Source organism: Lactiplantibacillus brownii, from assembly GCF_031085375.1.
Classification (GTDB): Bacteria; Bacillota; Bacilli; order Lactobacillales; family Lactobacillaceae; genus Lactiplantibacillus; species Lactiplantibacillus brownii.
Genome location: NZ_JAVCWF010000001.1, coordinates 992341 through 1009593, shown reverse-complemented (window position 1 = coordinate 1009593; position 17253 = coordinate 992341). Strand labels below are relative to the sequence as shown.

Genomic DNA, 17253 nt, shown 5'->3' with positions numbered 1-17253 from the left:
TCAGCCATAAAAAACGCACCCGTCCTAATTGGGGACGAGTGCGCTTTCTTGCTTCAGAAACATGATTAACTTAACGTTTTGAGGATTTACCTTTTTTCCAAGCGTAAGCCAAAACTACAACGAGCAACAAAATACCTAAAACTAATAAACCAATCGACAATTGTTCATTCGATTGTGGCAGATGCTTAGTCTTTGAGCTACGACTAATAGCTGCCGCCTTAGATTTAGAACTAGCTGGCTGAGTAGTAGCCGCAGACTTTACTGAAGCAACTGCTGACGACTTCGCAGATGCCTTTGAGGACGACTTTGCAGACGCCTCGGCAGTTGGCTGCTGTGGCTTTTTAACAGTTGGTTTGGAAACTATCGGCTTAGCTTCATTGACAACTTTGATGGTCACTTTTGGCGTGTCTTTAGAGATAGTCACGACTTGCCTATCGGAGTTCATCAAATAACCTGATGGGACCGAAACTTGTTTGAGTTGATAGCTCCCCTCCGGCAATTCTTTCTGAACGATTTGTCCATTTTTATCAGTGATTAAGTTGCCCGCAACTTGCTTACCGGTACTCTGGTTAATCAACGCAAATTCACTACCAGCAATCAATTTCGATGGTTGATTTTTCTCATGATTGATGATTGTCAATTGACCTTTGACTGACGCTGTCGTAACTGTTTTAGCTTCATTCACAAACTTCGCCGTCACTGTTGGCTGGTCCTTTGAAATGGTGATTGTTTGCGATTCGGTATTCAAAGTATACCCAGCTGGCACGGAAACTTGTTTCAACTGATACTCACCGGCTGGCAAATTGGCTTGCATGACTTGACCGTTTTTATCAGTGACTAACTTCCCAGCTACCTGCTTGCCAGTATTTTGATCAATCAATTTGAATTCACTACCCGCAATCAGCTTCGATGGCTGATTCTTCGCATGATTGATAATCGTCAATTGACCCTTTACTGACGCTGGCGTAACTGGTTTAAGGTCATTCGTAAACTTCGTCGTCACCGTTGGCTGGTCTTTTGAAATGGTGATTGTTTGCGATTCTGTGTTCAAAACATAACCTGCTGGTACAGAAACTTGTTTCAACTGATACTCACCCGCTGGCAAATCTTTTTGAACGACTTGACCATTTTTACCAGTGACTAACTTGCTGGCAACTTGTTTACCAGTTTTTTGATTTATCAGTTCGAATTTACTACCAATAATCAACTTAGACGGTTGATTATTCTCATGATTGATAATCGTGAGTTGGCCTTTGACTGGTACCGGCGTCACTGACTTAGCTTCATTTTCAAATTTAGCCGTAACCTTAGACGTATCCTTGGAAATCTTAACCGTTTGCGATTCCGTATTCAAAACATAACCTGCTGGTACCGCAACTTGTTTCAATTGATACTCACCGGCTGGCAAATCTTTTTGAACAATCTGTCCGTTCTTATCGGTGACTAGCTTTTCACCAACTTTTTTACCAGTACTTGAATCAATCAACGCGAACTCACTACCAGCAATCAGCTTAGTTGGTTGATTCTTCTCATGATTAATAACTGTTAGTTGACCCTTAACTGGCACAGGCGTCACTGGTTTAAGGTCATTTTCAAATTTAGCCGTAACCGTGGGATTATCCTTTGAAATCTTAACGGTTTGCGTATCAGTGTTCAAAACATAACCTGCTGGTACAGAAACTTGTTTAACTTGGTATTCACCGGCTGGCAAATCTTTTTGAACAATCTGACCATTTTTATCCGTCACTAATTTCGCGGCGACCCGCTTACCAGTACTATGATCAGTCAATTCGAATTCACTACCGATAATCTGCTTCGATGGCTGATTCTTTTCGTGATTAGTGATTGTTAACTGGCCTTTAACTGACTCTGGCGTCACCGGTTTAAGTTTATTCGTAAACTTCGTCGTCACCGTTGGCTGATCCTTTGAAATCGTGATTGTTTGCGATTCTGTGTTCAAAACATATCCTGCTGGCACAGAAACTTGTTTCAACTGATACTCACCGGCTGGCAAATCTTTTTGAACAATTTGACCATTCTTATCGGTGACTAGCTTGCCGGCAACTTGCTTGCCAGTTTTTTGATCAATCAGTTCAAACTCACTACCAGCAATCAACTTAGTTGGTTGATTCTTCTCATGATTAATAACTGTTAGTTGACCTTTAACTGGCACAGGAGTTACCGGTTTAAGGTCATTTTCAAATTTTGCCGTAATCGTGGGATTATCCTTTGAAATTTTGACCGTTTGCGTATCAGTATTCAAAACATAACCTGCTGGTACCGAAACTTGTTTCAACTGATACTCACCCACTGGCAAATCTTTTTGAACAATCCGACCATTTTTATCAGTGATTAGCTTTGTGCCAACCTGTTTGCCCGTACTCTGATCAATTAATTCAAATTCACTACCCGCAATCAACTTAGTCGGTTGATTCTTTTCATGATTGATAATTGTGAGTTGACCTTTAATTGGCGCTGGAATCATCGAATTTTTTACCAACACCGTACTCGTCTCACCGGAATTAACCGTGAAATCGAATGCCTGACTATTGAGCAAGTAACCATTCGGAGCTGTATTTTGACGAATACGATACTTTCCTGGGAGCAATCCGGCATGACTGAGCTGTCCGCTAGTCTTAATCACCAAATTAGGATCCACCGTAGTTTCACCAACTGCGTTCACCCGGTTAAGACTGAAACTACCGCCGTTTAGCAATTTTCCAGTAGCTGTATCTTGATTTTTAATCAGCACATTACCTTCAGGCGTCGCCTTAGAGATATTGGTTATTTTTACGATTGTTGGTGTGTTCGCAGTGGTTCCAATGGTAAAGGGCGTTTTAGCCTCATCACCTTGCGGCAAAATATAACCCGTGGGCGCTGCAACTTCTTCTAAATAGTATTTTCCTGCTTTGAGCGCGCTAATTTGAAATTTACCACTCGCATTAGTTTCATATAATTGGGTGCCAATTGCCTTGCCCGTACTATCTAACAGACGGAATTGCGCGCCATACAACGGCTTCTGACTGACACTATCAACTTTGGTCGTTTGCACGGCATTGACCGGATAATTCATCGTCACTTTAGCCTGATTGACATTGTAATAACCTCCCGAACCATTAATCAATTGCACCTGATTAATTGCTTGACTGTTTTCTGGCGTTGCCGCTGAGGTCATTTGCGCTGGGTAGTCAAAGTTAACCTCAGCTTTAGGGTCAAATGGGATGTTTGGATCTAACATCATCTTAACCATCGTTACTTTTGGATAATCAGTTGGTGCCATTTGTGACTGTGTTCGCCAAATCACTGAATGACTATAATCACCAGCACCATAACTCGGCTTGGTGGTCGCATAGTACACCTTAAACGCTTGTTGATAATCAATTGGGCTGGCTGTCGATGCTGTCTTGTTAGTAACCGTCACTGGACCGGCTAACTTCACGTCGAATTTCGACCCATTGATCCCAGCTACTGGAAGGTAATCCACTAGGCCAATATTCTTGACTACTTCACTGTAACCGTTGTATAAATTGGTTCGATATTTGATGGTATCGCCGGCATAACCATAGGCACCTAAGTCGGACGAATAACCACCATCGCCCTTAGCCACCAAATTGGTTACTTTCAGACCAGCAATTGGCATGTAATTTAAGGTCATGTTAGCTAGCTTTAGTCCCTTAGTTGGATCCTTAGTATCTGTATACAATTGATAGGGATCACTAGCTAACTTAGGTGTCACGATTGACTTAGTACCGGCCGGATTACTTAAATCATAGCTACCATCATTATTGTTATAAACCACATAACCTTCAATTTGATAGTTATCGCCTTGGCGTAGCTGAGCAGCATCTAATGACAAGCTAATACTATGAGTAGTAAACCCATATTGAGTCTCTACCGGTGTTAAATCACCCGTAATCGCGGTTCGGCCACTATTATGGAAATTAGAAATTATTTGCACATTAGTCAACCCTTGCAGACCGCTCTGATCAGCTGCCAGCCGCAGATGCTCAGGGACTAAAAAGTAAACCTTGGCATTTTCCATTGGTGTATTAGCGTAATTATTCTGTAAATAGAAACTACGCTTAAGTGTAAAATCATGCCCATTTACCACGCTCACCTGATCACTGTGATCATCACTTCTAATTAAAGCTGGTTGCGAATTTTTATCGTTATACTTATTTAAGCTAAAATAGTTATATGACCAACCAGGCTCATATTCATCTTGATAGTAGCCATGGTAATTTCCATAAAACTTTCCTAAACCATAATCTCTAAATAACTGAGATGGATTATTGCGAAAATCTTGGATACTTTTCTCAGTGATTGATGCAATGATGTTAAAACCAAAAGCTGCATCCGGATTTTTCACCATAATTGGCTGATCAAACTTCAATTCGAATCCCTGATACTTTTTGCTAATCTGAGTTGCATCCCATGGGGTAGCACCCAGATTATCTTTCAGCAAGTCCTCACTACCATCAGCGTTAATGCCATACAGATGATTATTAGTCATTCCTGGCAAATTAAGCGTTTGACCCGTTTTTAGCGAAAAGCCTTGCAAAACATTATCTTGATAAAAATCAGTTGGTAGCATACCCTTTAAAGCCTTTACAGGCAGGGACACACCAGCCGGAATCCGCTGGTAGCCACCATCAGGTATTTGACCAGCGGCCTCTACCGAATAACGCACTTTAGTTTTAGCATTAGCATCTCCGACATACGTACGATTTTGACCAGTTGCATTATTTACGCCATGCCCATCAGGCCGTGGATTCCAATTTTGACCACTCTTGAGTGAAACTTCTGCATTACCTTTACGACCAGTAACGATGGGAGTTTTGCTACCTACATACTGTAAGTCATAGCTAAGTGGGTCATAATAACGACCATACTGATCTAAATCGATACGGGTCCCCTTCGGCAATACTAGTGGTAGGTTTCGTTTGTTGCTACTACTGTCAACAAGTGCGCTGTACGTGCAAGTGCGCGTGGCTTTTTTAGTTGCTGCATCGTAAGTCCAGCCGTTTGGCGCATCCGTATCAAAACGTAACAACTTCAATTTGCTTAAATCCATCGTCACGACAATCTGACGACTATCAAAAGAATATTTGCTGTTACTTAAATACATGCCAATTTTTCGATCAGCAAGGGTAGTGTAACTCCCATCGTCATTCGCAGTCACCTGGTTTTCTTTACCTTGATAATTATAATAGTAAAGTAACCCACCTGAAGACCACATCGAAAAATCGGTACCAGTGACGGGCCGAGAATCAATCTTATAATTCTTGCTGGCAGTCGTCAGCACGTGATCATGACTATCGACAATTTCCTCGTTGATTGTGCCTGGCGTTTGATCAACATTAGGATTCAGCGACTGTACCACTGAAGGAATTTCCAGATTTTCACCTGGACTGACCTTTTTTAGTGTGTACTCAATAATCCAGTCTTTAGAATCAGTGGTAATGACTTGACTACTTGCAAGTTTATCTGCAAATTCATTATCAGCCGGTTTAGCTAGTCCATCCGCCGTTGGCTCCCTAAAATCACGACGATTAAGCTTAATACGGATCTTACCACCATCAAAATCCGTACCAGTCTGATTATTCAACTTTGCGGCTACTTTATACTGACTGTCAAAATCATTTATCTGTACAATATCCGTTGGTCGATTGACATCATCTCTGACGTTAAATAGTTCCAAACCGCCACTTACCGTCGACGCCCCCGTCGTGGTATCCGCACTGATGACGCCGATTGGCATCACCAGCACTTGTAGCATCAACAATAAAGCCATTAAAATATTGGCTATCTTACCCTTTTTCTGCACCATATTACTTCCCCTTAGATGACTAGAAATTTTAGTTGTTACCCTCTACTAAATGTTATCATAGTATCAATAAAATACTAGTAACATTTTGATATTAAGAAAACGTTTTATTCATTGATTTATAGCCAAATTTCCAGCCGATCTCTAGTAGATGCGGTATAGATAGCCCCCGAAATCATTGGATGGCTCATTTCGTTTGCAGATTAATTTTTAAGCCACTACTTACTGACAAGTTATATCATCATGATCTTAAATTTCATCAAGCTATTTAAAACGAAAACTGAAAAAAAAGAAACCAATTCGTAAGTGAATTGATTTCTCATAACATAATTCATGAGCAACTCTTGAGAAAGAGTCGCTTTTTTATCATAAAGCTATCATCATAGAAACACTATTAACTCAGTGTTTTGTAGATTTTGACTTTCTCCAAGCATAAGCTAAGACCAGAACGAGCAACACAATACCCAGCACAAGCAATCCCATCGACAACTGTTCATTCGATTGTGGCAAATGCTTAGTCGTTGATTTTTTGCTAACAGCACCTGATTTAGTTTGGGCACGCGCCGTTGCTGTCGTATCTGCAGACTTTACAGCCGAAGCTGCTTGCTGTTTAGTGTTCTCTTTAGTAGTTGGTTGCTGTGGCTTATCAGCATCTGGCTTCGTCGTGCCTGTTTTAACAGCATTCATAACTTTCACCGTAATTGTTGGTGTCGCCTTAGAAACTTTAATCGTTTGCAATTCAGTGTTCAAAATATAACCTGCTGGTACAGAAACTTGCTTCAACTGGTACTCACCTACTGACAACTCTTTTTGAACAATCTGACCATTTTTATCAGTAATTAACTTTGTACCAACACGCTTGCCCGTACTCTGATCAATTAATTCAAACTCACTACCCACAATCAGCTTGGTTGGTTGACCTTTTTCGTGATTAATGATGGTCAGTTGACCTTTAACTGGTTTCGGCGTTGGTGTGTCTGGTTTGGCCTCATTTGTAAACTTCACGGCAACAGTCGGTTGTTCCTTTGAAATAGTGACTACTTGCGATTCAGTGTTCAATACATAACCAGTTGGTACCGAAACCTGTTTGATTTGATACTCACCGGCTGGCAGCTCTTTTTGAACAATCTGACCATTTTTATCGGTGATTAGCTTTTCACCAACTCGTTCACCAGTGTTTGAATCAATCAGCGCGAACTCACTACCAGCAATCAGCTTAGTTGGTTGATTCTTCTCATGATTGATAATCGTGAGTTGACCTTTGACTGGCACAGGCGTCACCGGTTTAAGATCATTTTCAAATTTAGCCGTAACTGTGGGAGTATTCTTGGAAATCTTGACCGTTTGCGATTCCGTGTTCAAAACATAACCTGCTGGTACCGCAATTTGTTTCAATTGATACTCACCGGCTGGCAGCTCTTTTTGAACAATCTGACCATTTTTATCGGTGATTAGCTTTTCACCAACTTTTTTACCAGTACTTGAATCAATCAACGCGAACTCACTACCAGCAATCAGCTTAGTTGGTTGATTCTTCTCATGATTAATAACTGTTAGTTGACCCTTAACTGGCACAGGCGTCACTGGTTTAAGGTCATTTTCAAATTTAGCCGTAACCTTAGACGTATCCTTTGAAATTTTAATCGTTTGCGTATCAGTATTCAAAACATAACCCGCTGGTACCGCAACTTGTTTCAACTGATACTCACCGGCTGGCAAATCTTTTTGCACAATCTGGCCGTTCTTATCGGTGACTAGCTTTTCACCAACTCGTTTACCAGCGCTTGAATCGATCAGCGCGAATTCACTACCAGCAATCAGCTTAGTTGGTTGATTCTTCTCATGATTGATAATCGTGAGTTGACCCTTAACTGGCACAGGCGTCACCGGTTTAAGGTCATTTTCAAATTTAGTCGTAACCGTGGGATTATCTTTAGAAATTTTGACTGTTTGCGTATCAGTATTCAAAACATACCCTGCTGGTACAGAAACTTGTTTCAACTGATACTCACCGGCTGGCAAATTGTTTTGAATAATCTGGCCGTTCTTATCGGTAACTAACTTTTCATCAATTCGTTTACCAGTGCTTGAATCGATCAGTGAAAACTCACTACCCGCAATCAACTTAGCTGGTTGATTTTTCTCATGATTGATAACCGTGAGCTGACCTTTGACCGGTTCTGGAATAACCGTATTTTTCACCAGCACATTACTGGTTTCACCTGAATTAACCGTGAAGTCGAATACCTGACTATTGAGCAAGTAACCATTCGGTGCTGTATTTTGACGAATACGATACTTTCCAGGAAGCAATCCAGCATGGCTGAGTTGACCGTTAGCCTCAATAACCAGGTTAGCATCCACACTAGTTTCACCAATTGCGGTGACGCGACTTAACCTAAAACGACTACCATTTAATGGCTGACCGGTATCTGTGTCTTGATTCTTAATTAGAACACTACCTTGTGGCGTCGCCTTGGAAACATTTGTTATCTTCACTGTTGTTGGCGTATTGGCAGTGGTCCCAATGGTAAAGGCCGTTTTAGCCGCATCACCTTGTGGCAATACATAGCCATCCGGGGCTGCCACTTCTTCCAGATAGTATTTTCCAGCCTTTAGCTCACTAATTTGGAATTTACCAGTCGCATTCGTTTCATATAGCTGGTTTCCAATGGCTTGACCGGTATTATCCAACAACCGGAATTTAGCACCATAAAGTGGTTGCTGCGTGGCACTATCTACCTTGGTCGTTTGCACAGCATTAACCGGATAATTCATGGTAACTTTGGCTTGGTTCACATTGTAATAACTGTAATCAGTGCCAGAACTCTTGACCAATTGCACTTGATTAATCGCCTGACTACCCTCTGGTGTTTCGGCCGTCGACATTTGCGCTGGATAATCAAAGTTAACTTCAGCTTTAGGGTTAAACGGGACGGTTGGATCTAATACCATCTTAATCATGGTTACTTTTGGATAATCGGTTGGTGCTAATTGTGACTGCGTTCGCCAAACCACTGAATGACTATAATCATCAGCATCATAACTGGGCTTAGCCGTCGCATAATAAAGCTTAAAGGCTTTCGCATAGTCAATTGGGCCGGCAGTTGTGGGCGTCTGGTTGGTAACAGTTACTGGGCCAGCTAACTTTACATCAAATTTTGAGCCATTCACTCCCGCCACTGGCAGATAATCAACTAACCCAATATTCTTAGCGGCTTCACTGTAACCGTTATATAGGTTAGTCCGATACTTGATCACATCACCCGCATAACCATAAGCACCCAAATCAGATGAGTAGCCCCCATCACCCTTGGCCACCAAATTAGAGACTTTCAAGCCGGCAATTGGCATATAATTTAAGGTTGTATTAGCTAGTTTAAATCCCTTACTAGGATCTTTCGTATCTGTATATAATTGATACGGATCACCATCAGTTAATGTTGGGGTCACAATCGACTTAGCTCCCGCTGGATTAGTCAAATCATAACTACCATCATTGTTGTTATAAACGACATAGCCTTCAATTTTATAATTGTCACCCTGCCGCAGCTGAGCGGCATCTAACGGCAAATTAATATCATATCTAGTATACCCATATTGATCACTGTCAACTGGTAATAAATCAGCGACAATAGCTGTTCGACCACTATTATGAAAATTAGGAATTATTTGCGGCTTAGCCAGTCCCTTCAAACCACTCTGATCGGCTGCTAACCGCATATGCTCAGGGACAAAAAAGTAAACTTTGGCATTTTCTGGCTGAGTATTAGCATAATTACTTTGCAGAATAATACTGCGTTTAATCGTGAAATCATGTCCATTCACGACGTTCAATTGATCTGCCTTGTCATTACTACTAATATCAGCCGGTTGTGACTGACTGCCCTCTTTATATTTATATAAATAGAAGTTCCCATAGCCACGGCCACTCTCAAAGCCATCCTTATAGTAGCCGGGATACTTCGCATAAACCGAATCTAACGTATAATATTTAACTTTCTTTTCAGGATCTTTTCGAAAATCCTGCAAGGGTTGTTCGTTCATTGTCGTAACGATATTAAATCCAAAAGCAGCATCCTGATTGGTCACCATGATGGGATGATCAAATTCCAATTGAAAGCCTTTATATTTTTTGGTCAGCTGAGTCGCATCCCAAGGGGTAATACCTAAGTTGTCTTTCAGTAATTCTTTGCTACCATCGGCATTAATCCCATATAAATGATTGTCAGTCATCCCCGGTAAATTCGGTGTCTTAGCAATTTTTAAAGCAAAGCTTTGCAAAGTATTATCCTGATAAAAGCTCGTTGGTAGCGTAACCTTTAATGTGGAAACTGGCAATTCCACACCGGCCGGAATATGCTGATAACCACCACCCGCTATTTGACCAGCCGCTTGCGCAGAATAGCGCACTTTAGTTTGCCCGTTTACATCCGCGACTTCAGCCTGGTTGCGATTCGTTTCGTTGTGAACCCCATTGCCCTCCGGTACCGGATCCCAATTTTGGCCGCCTTTCAAAGCAATTGTTACCGGCCAACTGCGATCAATGGTAATTGGCGTAGTGCTACCCTCGTACTTCACCTCATAGCCAATTCGCTCCTGATACTTGTCATTCAGGTTAAATTTGAGCTGACTCCCCGCAGTAACTTTAAGTGGCAAATAGCGCTGCCGCTGGTCGCCAGTAAATTCATCTCGGGTAAAAGTCCGGGTGGCTTTCTTAGTGGCAGCGTCATAGGTCCAACCATTCGGGGCATCCGTCTTAAATTGTAAAATCTTCAACTTGCCTAGATCCATAGTCACTACAATCTTGCGACTATCATTGGTGCCATAAAGATAAGATACATACATATTCGTCGTTTGATCAGATAAGGTGGTGTAAGAGCCATCACCATTCGGCTTCACTTGATTTTCCTTACCCTGATAATTGTAATAATAGTTTAAATCATTCTGTTGGTTGGTAATGGTACTCTGCGCCATACTGAAACCGCGATCAACCAGCGGCGAAGAATCAATGTAATAACCCTTATTGGCCGTGGCAACCACTTGATTATGTTGGTCTAGAATTTCCTCAACTATGGTCCCGCGGGTCTGATCGACGTTCAAATCCTTAGGTCGCACAACTGACGGAATTTCTAAATTTTCGCCTGGACTTACTTGCTTTAACGAATATTCAATAATCCAGTCCTTAGAGTCAGTGGTAATCACCTCACCACTTTCGAGCTTATCAGCGTAATCGTTATCGGCGGGCTTGGCTAGTCCTTCCGCGGTTGGCTGATCAAAGTCGCGACGATCGAGCCGAATCCTAATCTTCCCACCATCAAATGAGGTTTGGCTCTGATTGTTCAGTTTAGCGGCTATTTTATAGTCACCGCTGTACGAACTAATACTGAGCTTTTCCGTTGGCTTATCAGCCCCCTGCTTAACACTGAACAATTCCACCCCGCCGCCTAATGTCGACGCGCCTGTCGTGTCATCAGCACTGATGACACCCATGGGTATCGCCAAGACTTGTAACATCAACAACAAAGCCATAAAGAAATTCGCTATTCTACCCTTTTTCTGCATCATAATACTCCCCTTAGATGTCTAGGAATTTTAGTTGTTACCCTCTACTAAAGGTTATCATAAAATTAATAAAATACTAGTACTGTTTTATGAATGCGAAAACGGTTTCTTTGCTATTGTTTAGCCCCATTAGTGGTAAAGTATTGGTACATCGCATCCCAACTACCCCTCGAAAACACGGGGAACTAGTTTTGTTGTAAATTTCTTTCAACGCCGTATCTAATTACCGACTTGTTCTGACAACGTCGCAGTTAAAACGAAGCCACTTATCATGCCAATTGAGGTATAAAAAAACACCCGCCCAAATGGACGAGTGTTCTTCTTTGGATTCAGAAAATGTTGATAATGCAACGCTTTTTCTAAAAATATTAACGCTTTGAGAATTGTGAAGCTTTCCGGGCTTTCTTCAAACCTGGCTTCTTACGTTCCTTCATACGAGCGTCACGAGTCAAAAGACCTGCGCGCTTCAAAGGACCGCGGAAATCTGGGTCAACTTCAAGCAATGCCCGAGCGATACCATGACGAGTTGCGCCGGCTTGGCCGTGGAACCCACCACCGATAACGTTAACTAAAACATCATATTGTTCAGTTGTTTCAGTTACTTCGAATGGTTGTAACAATTCCTTGCGAATATCCGCAAATGGAATGTAATCATCAACTGATTTATCATTCATAACAATCTTACCAGAACCTGGTACTAAACGTACGCGGGCTACTGAATCTTTACGACGGCCTGTGCCGCGATATTGTACTTGAGCCAATGTAGTTTCCTCCTTAGATTAAGTTCGAGATATCCAAAACTTCAGGTTTTTGTGCTTGTTGCGTATGTTCTGCACCAGCATAAACATGCAACTTCAAGCCCATCTTATGACCCAAAGAGTTGTGAGGAAGCATACCCTTAACTGAAGTTTCAATTAATTTTTCAGGTTCCTTTTCACGGAAGTCACCAGCGGTCCGTTCCTTTAGACCACCAGCATAGGCAGTATGGTGATAATAAATCTTCCGTTCTGCCTTCTTACCAGTTAAAGCAATCTTACTTGCATTAATTACAATTACGTTGTCACCAGTATCCACGTTTGGTGTGAATGTTGGTTTGTTCTTACCACGTAAGATTGATGCGACGACTGTTGAGAGCCGACCTAAAGGTAAATCAGTTGCATCAACTACATACCATTTACGATCAATTTCACCTGGTTTAGCCATATATGTTGTACGCACGTTGTGTTCCTCCATTTTCTGTTTTGCTTGACACTCAATAAGATTTCCGGGGCTTATCGTGGGGCAAACAATACCAACGATTAGTTTACCGAATTTACCCCGAGAAGTCAATAAGAATTTAAGTCTGACTGTAATTCAGCTCGGTCATAATAGACCTTTTTCATATATAACCCAGAAGCAGGCGCAGTACCACGAGCTTGAGCACGATTCTTGGCAGCAATCAATTGCGGGATACAGTCGACTGTGCGCCGGCCTTGCCCAATTTCCATCAAGACAGCCACCATGATACGTACCTGGTTATATAAGAAGCCACTCCCACAAAATTCAAACTGAATTTCACCATCCGCTAATGCCCAGGCTTTGGCGGAATAAATTTCCCGCACATGGTCATGTGCCTGTGAGCCTGAAGCCACAAAAGTTGTGAAATCATGTTTACCGATCAATGCCGGAATTGCTTGCTGAATCCGTTCAATATCGGCCGTAAATTTAAAATGTCCCGTATAGTTCCGCTTGAACGGATCAACGAACTCATTTTGATACGCCCGGTACCAATAACGTTTACCAACTGTATCATATCGTGCGTGAAAATCAAGGGGGACGACCTCAACTTTTTTCACTAACATATCCACTGGCAACAGACTATTCAAGCCGCGGCGCACGCCTTCCGGATTTATCGCTGTTGGCAGGTCAAAATGAACGACCTGACCAAAAGCATGAACACCGGCATCCGTCCGGCCAGCCCCGTAAATCACAATTGGCGTAGCTGGATCCTTTGCCATTTTATTCACTGCCTTGGTTAAAGCTTGTTCAACGGTCCGTTGACCGGGTTGGCGCTGAAAACCGGCAAAATTCGTGCCATCATATGCCAAGATAATCTTATATCTGGTCACTAAAAAATTCCTCCATTAACCTAAAAAGGCGGCAACACTGCCCGCCTAAAAAAATCCTACTTATGCCCGTAAAAAGACTAACACGATCGTCAACGCCACAAAACTGACCGTCGCCCAGCTATCTCGGACTTGCCATTTTAAAATTCGAAACTTACTGCGGCCCTCGCCGCCTTGATACCCGCGAGCTTCCATCGCCGTAGCTAAATCTTCAGCTCGGTTAAATGAACTCACGAATAACGGAATCAGTAACGGCACAATGGCACGCATTTGTTGAAAAATATTGCCTTCACCAAAATCGACCCCACGAGCACGTTGCGCGTTCATGATTTTTTCAGTTTCATCCATTAATGTTGGGACAAATCGGAGGGCAATCGACAGCATTAACGCCACTTCATACACAGGAAAGTGCACTACTTTTAACGGCATCAAAATATATTCGATGGCATCCGACAATTCCAATGGCGGCGTCGTTAAAGTCAACAACGTCGACATGAAGATAATCAAAACGAAACGACAGAAGATATAGATCCCATTGACCAACCCAAGTTGGCTAATGGTGATAATCCCCCACTGAAAGTAAACATGACCACCACTGGCACTAAAAAGCACCTGCAAAATAACCGTGAATAAGATCAGCCAAATCAACGGTTTAACACCATTGATGAAAAATGACCACTTAACGCCAGATAATTTAATGGCTAATAACGTAAAAGCGAATAAGACCACATAAGTCGGCCAATTATTGGCAATAAAAATAATACCGATAAAATAAAAACTCAATAATAACTTGGCTCGTGGATCCATATGGTGGATGACTGAATTGCCAGGAATGTAACGGCCAAAAATCAATTTATTCATCATGGGTCGTCGCACCCCCAAACGCACTCGCTGGTAATTGCTGCACTAAAGCCGCCGCAAGTTGATCTTCTGTCAAAGGCACCGGATCAAACTGCATGCCCTTAGCCATCAATTGTTGTGCAAACGCGGTTGTTTTGGGTAATCCTAACTGATGCTCAACGAGCCACTGAGGATCTTTAAAAATTGCTTGTGGCGTCCCAGTCTTGACCACGCGGCCTTGATCCATCACGATCACATGATCCGCATAATTAGCCACGTCATCCATTTGGTGTGTCACTAAAACAACCGTGAGATGCTGTTCATGCCTTAGACGTGCAAACATTTCCATCATATCAAGTCGCCCTTGTGGATCTAGGCCAGCTGTCGGTTCGTCTAGCACGAGCACTTTAGGTTGCATGGCTAGAACACCCGCAATTGCCACCCGTCGCATCTGACCACCTGATAGGTCAAATGGTGAACGTTCTAATAAGGATGCGTCTAGGCCAACTAGCGCTAACATTTTAGCTGCCGTTTTTAAGGCATCCGCTTCACTGACACCAAAATTCTGGGGGCCAAACGCGATGTCTTTGGCAACCGTTTCTTCAAAAAGTTGGTTTTCCGGAAATTGGAAAACAATGCCCACATGTTGTCGTAGCGATTTTAAATCTTTATTGCTCGTGGTTGGCGTAATCACCCGCTCGCCAATCGTGACCGTTCCACTCGTTGGCTTGAGCAACGCATCAAGATGTTGTAATAATGTCGACTTGCCACTCCCAGTATGACCAATTAGCGCCGTATAAGACCCATCTGGAATCGTGACATTAATATCAGTTAAGGCCTTGGTAGCGAAAGGCGTGCCCGGTTGGTAAGTAAAATCTACTTGTTTGAAATCAATTGCCATAACCAGTCTGCCATCCCTTTCTCCGTTAAATATGTCGCTGGTACCTGGACCCCTTGACGCTTCAAGGCGGCTTTTAGCCGTTCGGCATAGGGCATGTCCAGCCCCATTTTAATGAGCGCGGCACCGTGTTGAAAAATCTCTGCCGGCGTGCCTTCTTCGACCAAACGACCATCGTTGACCACCAAGACACGATTGGCGTTGGCTGCTTCATCAATATCATGGGTAATTGATAAAACCGTTAAATCTGAATTAGCTTTCATTTGTTGAATCGTTTGTAACACTTCGTAGCGGCCACGCGGATCAAGCATTGAAGTCGCTTCATCTAAGATCAAGATGCGCGGTTGCGCCGCAATCATCCCCGCCAAAGCCACACGTTGCTTCTGACCACCGGATAACCGGGCGGGTTCACGAGTCGCAAAATCAGCCATGTCGACCTGTTTAAGTGCGGCATGAACCCGTTCAAGCATTTCATCGCGCGGAATGCCTTGGTTTTCTAAGCTGAACGCCACGTCATCTTCGACCGTTGCGCCCACAAATTGGTTGTCAGGATTTTGAAAGACCATCCCAATTTTCTTCCGAATGTCCCAAACGGTCGTTTCTGATAGGACTTGGCCATCGACCGTCACGGTACCGGAAACGGGGGCAAGTAACCCATTTAAGTTTTTAGCTAATGTCGATTTACCGGAACCGTTATGGCCGACAATAGCGACCCATTCGCCATCCGCGACTGAAAACGATATATCTTTTAACGTTAAGTCATCCGCCGACTGTTGCGGGTAACGATAATTTAAATGTGCAACGTCAATAATCTGACTCACCGTCGTCCCTCATTTCCATCATTTTATGGTTCTAATCATATCACATTCACCGACAGGATTGGTTTTTGACTATTTCAAATCACTGGCGGGACCATACTTGTAGCCAGTATCACTAAAGAGTGAGAACTTCTTTTTTAAATTATTGGAAACATAAACTTTTTTATCTTTGGTAATAAAGATCGCCCCGACACCTTGGTCAGCCTTACCGTTGATATATTTCATGCCGCCCTTTAACCCTTTGTCAAAGGTCGCCGTGGATAAGCCATCACCATCGGTTGATTTCTTCGAGATGATCGACACACCCATCAGATTATTCTGGAAAGGTGCCCCGGTCTTCGGGTCCATTAAATGACTATAAACTTTACCATTCTTTCTGAGAAAACGTTCATAGATCCCAGAAGTCACGATCGACATATTCTTAGCCGGCAGTGAGCCAATCGAGGTCCCACGTGACTGTTTTGGATCTTGAATCCCAACCGTCCAATTACCAGATTTGGTTCCTTTAGGGCTATCACCCATAACAAAGATGTTCCCACCCAAGTCAATAATGGCCGTTGAAACCCCATGATCCAAAAAGTAATTGCGAACTTGATCTGTCATGTAACCTTTAGCAATCCCACCAAGATCTAGTTTCATGCCTTTTTGGGCTAAATAAACCGAGTGCTTTTTATCATTTAATTTGACTTTTGTATAGTCAACTAACTTAACGTTCGACGCAATCTCAGCTTGGCTTGGCACCCGCGCATCCGAGAAACCGATCCGCCAGAGTTGCGTGATCGACCCAATCGCCATATCAAACGATTCATCCGAATTCTTACTATAGTAATAAGCTTTCTTCAAAATCGGATAAACGTCCTTGCTAACAACGACCGGATGTTTGCCAGCCGCATCGTTGACCTTGTCGATTTCCGACTCTTTGGCATTAGTCGTGACTTCCTTGGCTTCTTTTTTCAGAAGCTTGAAAGCCCCATCGACCACTTTATCCTTACCTTTATTGTAGACCCGTAACGTCACCACGGTCCCCATCATAAATTGGGTGTCCTCAATCGGCGTTTGAATCACTTTGGTCGGTTTGGGCCGGTTGCTCGCTTGCTTCTTTGCCTTATTTTGACTGCAGGCTGCTAGTGGCACAATTAATGACAGCACTAATCCTAACTGAATCCATTTTCTCAGTTTCATAACGTGACTTCCCCTTAA

General features: G+C 42.7%; 9 protein-coding genes. All 9 read right to left on the bottom strand.

Annotation, left to right across the window (positions count from 1 at the left end):
* Window positions 1-70: 70 nt before the first annotated feature.
* Window positions 71-5830, bottom strand: a complete 5760-nt coding sequence (locus RA086_RS04400) for a SpaA isopeptide-forming pilin-related protein (RefSeq protein WP_308702670.1) — start codon at window positions 5828-5830, stop codon at window positions 71-73.
* Window positions 5831-6226: 396 nt separating this feature from the next.
* Window positions 6227-11395 carry a SpaA isopeptide-forming pilin-related protein gene (locus tag RA086_RS04395; protein WP_308702669.1) on the bottom strand — a complete coding sequence of 1723 codons (5169 nt, stop codon included), beginning with the start codon at window positions 11393-11395 and terminating at the stop codon, window positions 6227-6229.
* A 365-nt stretch (window positions 11396-11760) separates the two neighbouring features.
* Window positions 11761-12153 carry a 30S ribosomal protein S9 gene (gene rpsI / locus RA086_RS04390; protein ID WP_308702668.1) on the bottom strand — a complete coding sequence of 131 codons (393 nt, stop codon included), beginning with the start codon at window positions 12151-12153 and terminating at the stop codon, window positions 11761-11763.
* A 13-nt stretch (window positions 12154-12166) separates the two neighbouring features.
* Complete coding sequence (gene rplM / locus RA086_RS04385) at window positions 12167-12610, bottom strand: 50S ribosomal protein L13 (protein WP_308702667.1); 444 nt, start codon at window positions 12608-12610, stop codon at window positions 12167-12169.
* A 107-nt stretch (window positions 12611-12717) separates the two neighbouring features.
* On the bottom strand, window positions 12718-13500 hold the full coding sequence (truA, locus tag RA086_RS04380; protein ID WP_308702666.1) for a tRNA pseudouridine(38-40) synthase TruA: 783 nt from the start codon (window positions 13498-13500) through the stop codon (window positions 12718-12720).
* A gap of 60 nt (window positions 13501-13560) precedes the next feature.
* Window positions 13561-14361 (bottom strand): energy-coupling factor transporter transmembrane component T family protein, encoded by an 801-nt coding sequence (locus tag RA086_RS04375; RefSeq protein WP_308702665.1) that lies wholly within the window; start codon window positions 14359-14361, stop codon window positions 13561-13563.
* Window positions 14351-15238 (bottom strand): energy-coupling factor ABC transporter ATP-binding protein, encoded by an 888-nt coding sequence (locus RA086_RS04370; protein WP_308702664.1) that lies wholly within the window; start codon window positions 15236-15238, stop codon window positions 14351-14353. Before RA086_RS04370 ends, RA086_RS04375 begins: the two co-directional genes overlap by 11 nt.
* Entirely contained in the window at window positions 15214-16056 is an 843-nt protein-coding gene (locus RA086_RS04365) for an energy-coupling factor ABC transporter ATP-binding protein (protein ID WP_308702663.1), read from the bottom strand. The genes RA086_RS04370 and RA086_RS04365 overlap by 25 nt, the downstream gene beginning before the upstream one ends.
* 69 nt (window positions 16057-16125) lie before the next feature.
* A complete protein-coding gene (locus RA086_RS04360; protein ID WP_308702662.1) occupies window positions 16126-17235 on the bottom strand; it encodes an FAD:protein FMN transferase in 1110 nt (369 codons plus the stop codon).
* Between the last annotated feature and the right edge of the window lie 18 nt (window positions 17236-17253).

Excerpts from the sequence above, each read along its gene's own strand:
- RA086_RS04400 (WP_308702670.1), bottom strand. The coding sequence starts at position 5,830 with ATGGTGCAGAAAAAGGGTAAGATAGCCAATATTTTAATGGCTTTATTG.
- RA086_RS04395 (WP_308702669.1), bottom strand. The coding sequence starts at position 11,395 with ATGATGCAGAAAAAGGGTAGAATAGCGAATTTCTTTATGGCTTTGTTG.
- RA086_RS04375 (WP_308702665.1), bottom strand. The coding sequence starts at position 14,361 with ATGATGAATAAATTGATTTTTGGCCGTTACATTCCTGGCAATTCAGTC.
- RA086_RS04370 (WP_308702664.1), bottom strand. The coding sequence starts at position 15,238 with ATGGCAATTGATTTCAAACAAGTAGATTTTACTTACCAACCGGGCACG.
- RA086_RS04360 (WP_308702662.1), bottom strand. The coding sequence starts at position 17,235 with ATGAAACTGAGAAAATGGATTCAGTTAGGATTAGTGCTGTCATTAATT.